The sequence below is a fragment of the Micromonospora sp. MH33 genome, from assembly GCF_003013775.1.
GTDB lineage: Bacteria > Actinomycetota > Actinomycetes > Mycobacteriales > Micromonosporaceae > Micromonospora > Micromonospora fulviviridis.
This window is the reverse complement of record NZ_MUYZ01000423.1, coordinates 1-4,115: the sequence shown is the minus strand read 5'-3', so window position 1 is coordinate 4,115 and position 4,115 is coordinate 1. Positions and strand designations below refer to the sequence as shown.

Annotated in this window: 3 protein-coding genes; all 3 read right to left on the bottom strand. The window is 76.4% G+C overall.

Annotation, left to right across the window (positions count from 1 at the left end):
- On the bottom strand, nt 1-375 hold a 375-nt coding region (locus tag B0E53_RS33670; RefSeq protein WP_146167887.1), incomplete at its 3' end, for an AMP-binding protein.
- Entirely contained in the window at nt 372-2,675 is a 2,304-nt protein-coding gene (locus B0E53_RS33665) for a lantibiotic dehydratase (protein ID WP_107079618.1), read from the bottom strand. The genes B0E53_RS33670 and B0E53_RS33665, both read right to left, overlap by 4 nt.
- Nucleotides 2,672-4,115: lantibiotic dehydratase (locus B0E53_RS33660; RefSeq protein ID WP_210406321.1), on the bottom strand; the 1,444-nt coding region annotated here is incomplete at its 5' end. The genes B0E53_RS33665 and B0E53_RS33660, both read right to left, overlap by 4 nt.

Genomic DNA, 4,115 nt, shown 5'->3' with positions numbered 1-4,115 from the left:
CGCGCCGCCGGCCACCACCCGGACCCCGGCGTCGCGGGCGATCTCCCGCAGCCGCTGCCGGGGGCCGCCCGGCTCCAGCGGCACGTACGCGGCGCCGGCCAGCAGCACGCCGAGCACGGTGACCACCAGGTCGGGGGTACGCGCCCCGCAGACGCCGACCCGGTCGCCGGGGCCGATCCCGCGCTCGCGCAGCGCGGCGGCCAACCCCGCGGCCCGGTCGACGAGCTGCCGGTAGGTCAGCCGGGTGTCCCACTGGCGTACCGCCACCGCGTCGGGGGTGCGGGCGGCCTGCGCGGCGATCAGGTCGGCCAGGGTCGCGTCCGGCCAGGGCAGGTCCGCCCCGTACGTGGCGCTGACGGTCAGGATGTCGGTCACCCGTGGTCTCCCCGGTGCTCGGCTGGGTCGGTGATCTGGAGGCGCAGTTCGCTGACGTAGCCGCGGCCCTGCGCGTCGGTGACCCAGGACCGGTCCGGGGTGGGCAGCAGCTCGGAGACCACGATCGGGACGTCCGGGCTGGTCCGGTGGGCGGAGTCCACCATGGCGCAGAGCGACTGCGCGTACAGCGGGCCGGTCAGGTCGACGTAGCAGGGCTTGATCTCGGTGCCCACCTTGACGAACACCCGCTCGGGCAGGCCGGCGGCCGCCCGCCACCGGCGTACGGCGAGGTAGCGGGCCGTCTCGTCGGTGTGCCCGGCCAGGCCGCATCCGCCGGCCGTGCTCCGCCAGGTGCGGCGGGCCACCACCAGCCGGTCGATGGTGATCCGGGGCGTGTGCGGGGCCGGGTCGAGCAGCTTGAAGGCGTCCAGCAGCAGCGAGTCGAGCAGGCTGGCGAAGACCTCCATGAGCGGCCACCGTCCGCCGTCGGGGAAGACGGCGACGAGCTGGCCGGCGGCACCCTCCACGGTGACCGCGGTGGCCGGCACCAGCTGGTCGGGGTCCGCGCCGTGGGCGCTGTCGATGCCGAGCTGGCGGTCCGCGGGCCCGGTCAGCCCGTACGTGGTGCGGGTGGTCCGGCGGGGGTAGCTGTCCGGCCAGATCAGCCGCAGCCGGGCGGGGCCGAGGTCGGCGTCACCGGCGGCCCGCAGCGCGGCCGGGTCGCGGTGGAACGGGCTGAACACGGCGCTGTCGTAGGCGACATGGGCCGGGTGCAGCTCGCCGAGCACGAGCAGGAACTCACCCCGCCGGATCGCCTCCGGCGAGGCCGCGCTGAGCTGGACGTCCGGGTTGTGCAGCCGGGCCGACGGCCAGCCGGGGCGCTCCGCGGGGAAGAGCTGCCGGACCCGCTCGGCCAGGTCCTCGGCGCGCAGCAGCAGCTCCGCCTGGTCGGCGGGCAGGTCGCGCAGGCCGAACAGCTCGGCCCACCGCTCGGTGAAGGCGGCGCCGGCCCGGCCGATCGGGCCGTCCGGTGCGACCAGCGTCCCCTGGGCCAGCGACCAGAGGTCGGCCAGCCGCACCGGGCCGTCGGCGGCCAGCTCGTCGTGCAGCTCGGTGAAGAGGTCGGCACACCGGGCGGCGACCTCCCCGGTGAACCACCGGGCGGTCTGCAGCACCAGCTCCAGCGGGCCGGCCAGCGCGTCCAGGACGGCCGAGCCGACGGTGAACTCCAGGTCCCGGGCGGTCTCCTCGTAGCAGACGGTGCGGCCCACGTACATCTGGCCGCTCTGGCGGGTGGCCGGCCGGCCGGTCACCGCCGTGAACTCGGTGTTCAGGGCGGCCAGGGCGGCGCCGAGCCGGTCCGGGTCGCCGGCGGCGGCGGCGACCGCGTCCCGGGCCGCGCGGAGCCGGTCGAAGCCGGCCGCCACCTCGGCCCGGACGCCCTCGTCACCGATGAGCCCGATCCGCTCGACGAGCATCCGCTCGGCGTCGGGGCTGACCGGCAGGTTGGCGCCCCAGATGAGCTGGCCGCGATCGACCCACCGGTCGAGCAGCAGGTAGACGTCGTCGACGCCGTGCACTTCGCCGTCGGCGTGCATCCGCTCCGCCAGCTCGACCGCGGGCGTCCGCCCGTCGCAGGCGGCGAGCAGCCGGGCCTCGGTCGGGGTGAGCGCGATCGGCGGGTGCAGTGGCCAGCGCAGCTGGCGCCCCTCGACGGTCAGGTGCGGTTGCAGCGCGGGCGCCCACCAGCGGCGCACCGCGAGGTCGTCGGCGAGCCGGTCGGCGTACGCGATCAGCGCCCATGCCTCGAAGAACACGTGTCGCCGGTCGACCAGCGCCGGGCCGGGCGACAACCGGACACCCGGCTCCGCCGGATCGAAGGTCCCCCAGCAGACCGGCCCGAAGAAGCCGATCGTCTCCGCCTTGCCGCAGTACCGCTGCCAGTAGCGCAGCAGGCTCAGTTCGCGCTTGCGCCGGCGTACGTTGCGCACCTCGGGATCGGTGCGCAGCAGGCCGTCGAGCGCCACGAGCATGGCCGGGTTCTGCCAGGTGACCGCCTCGCGCAGCAGCGGGTCGGCGGCGAGCTCGTTCACCACGGCGGACGACTCGGCGAACGCCTCGCGCAGCACCTTGTCGAGCAGTTCCGGGCCGCTCGCGCCGGTCAGCACCGCGTCGGCGACGGCCGCCGCCTCCGGCGCGGCGAACCGGTCGAGCCCCGCCGCCGGGAAGCCGGCGGTGCGCAACACCATGTCCCGCCAGACCGACCAACCGGTCTCCCCCAGCGGCAGCAGGTGGCTCATCGGTGCTCCGTTCCCTGGGTGTCCACGAGGTGCAGGCGCAGCTCGCTGAAGTAGCGGCGGCCCGCGCCGTCGGGCACCCACGCCTGGTCCGTGGTGGGCAGCATCTCGCTGACCGTCAGCGAGACGCCGTCGCCGCCGTCGACCCGGGCGGCGCGGACCATGGCGCAGAACATGTTGGCGAAGGCCGGGCTGGCCAGGTCCACGAAGCAGGGCTTGGTCTCGGTGCCGAGCTTCACGTAGACCTGCTCGGGCAGGCCGAGGCGACGCCGCCAGTCCCGTACGGCGAGGAAGCGCTGCCGCTCGCCGGTGGCCTGCGCCAGGCCGCTCGCCCCCACCGTGGTCCGCCAGGTCTGCCGGGCCACCACCAGCCGGTCCAGCGTGATCCGGGGCGTGTACGGCGCGGCGGCGACCAGCTTGAAGCCGTCCACCGCGTGTGCGCTGAGCAGCTCCGCGAAGACCTCGGCGAGGGGCCAGCGCTCCCCGTCGGAGGCGGTGGCCACGAGCCGGCCGTCGACCTCGGTGACGGTGAGGTCCACGGTGGGCAGCACCCGGGCCGGCTCCGCCCCCGGCGCGTCCTGGAAGGCCAGGTGCCGGTCCGTGGGCCCGGTCAGCGACTCGGCGGTACGGCTGGTCCGGCGCGGCCACTCGGCCGGGAAGAGCAGCCGGACCCGCCGCTCGCCCAGGTCCTCGGCCAGCGCGGCGCGCAGCCGCTCCACCTCGGGGTGGGACGGGGTGAAGACCGCGCAGTCGAACGACGACCAGGCGGCGTGCAGCTCGCCGAGCACCACGGTGTACTCGCCCCGGGCCAGCGCCGCCGCGTCGGTGGCGCAGATCTGCAGGTCGGGGCTGTGCATCACGGCGTTGGACCAGGTCGGCCGGGTGCCGGGGAAGGCCGCGTCGACCCGGTCGGCCAGGTCGGCCGCCCGCAGCCGCACGTCGGTGGTGCCCGGCGGCAGCGCGTCCAGCCCGAACAGGCCGGCCCAGCGGGCGGCGAAGTCGGCGGCGACCGCGTCGACCGGCCGCTCGCCCCCGCCCCAGAACAGGCCCTGGGCCAGGAACCACAGGTCCGCCAGGGCGACCGGGCCGGTGCCGGCCTCGGCCTGCAGCTCCTCGTAGAGCCCGCGGAACACCTCGTCGTACGCCTCGGCCAGGGCGTTCCCCATCCACCGGGCGGCGCGCAGCAGCACGTCCAGCGGGGCGGCCAGCTCGGCCAGCAGCGGCGCGCCGAAGACCACGTCCAGGTCCCGGGCGGTGTCCTCGTAGCAGATGGTGCGGCCGGCGTACATCTGGCCGGCGCGGCGCACGGCGGGGACGCCGGTCAGCTCGGTGAACGTGGCGTCGAGGGCGTCCAGCGCGGGACGCAGCCGCACCGGGTCGCCGGCCGCCTCGGCCACCGCGTCGCGGGCGGCGCGCAGCCGGTCGAACCCGGCCCGGGCGGCG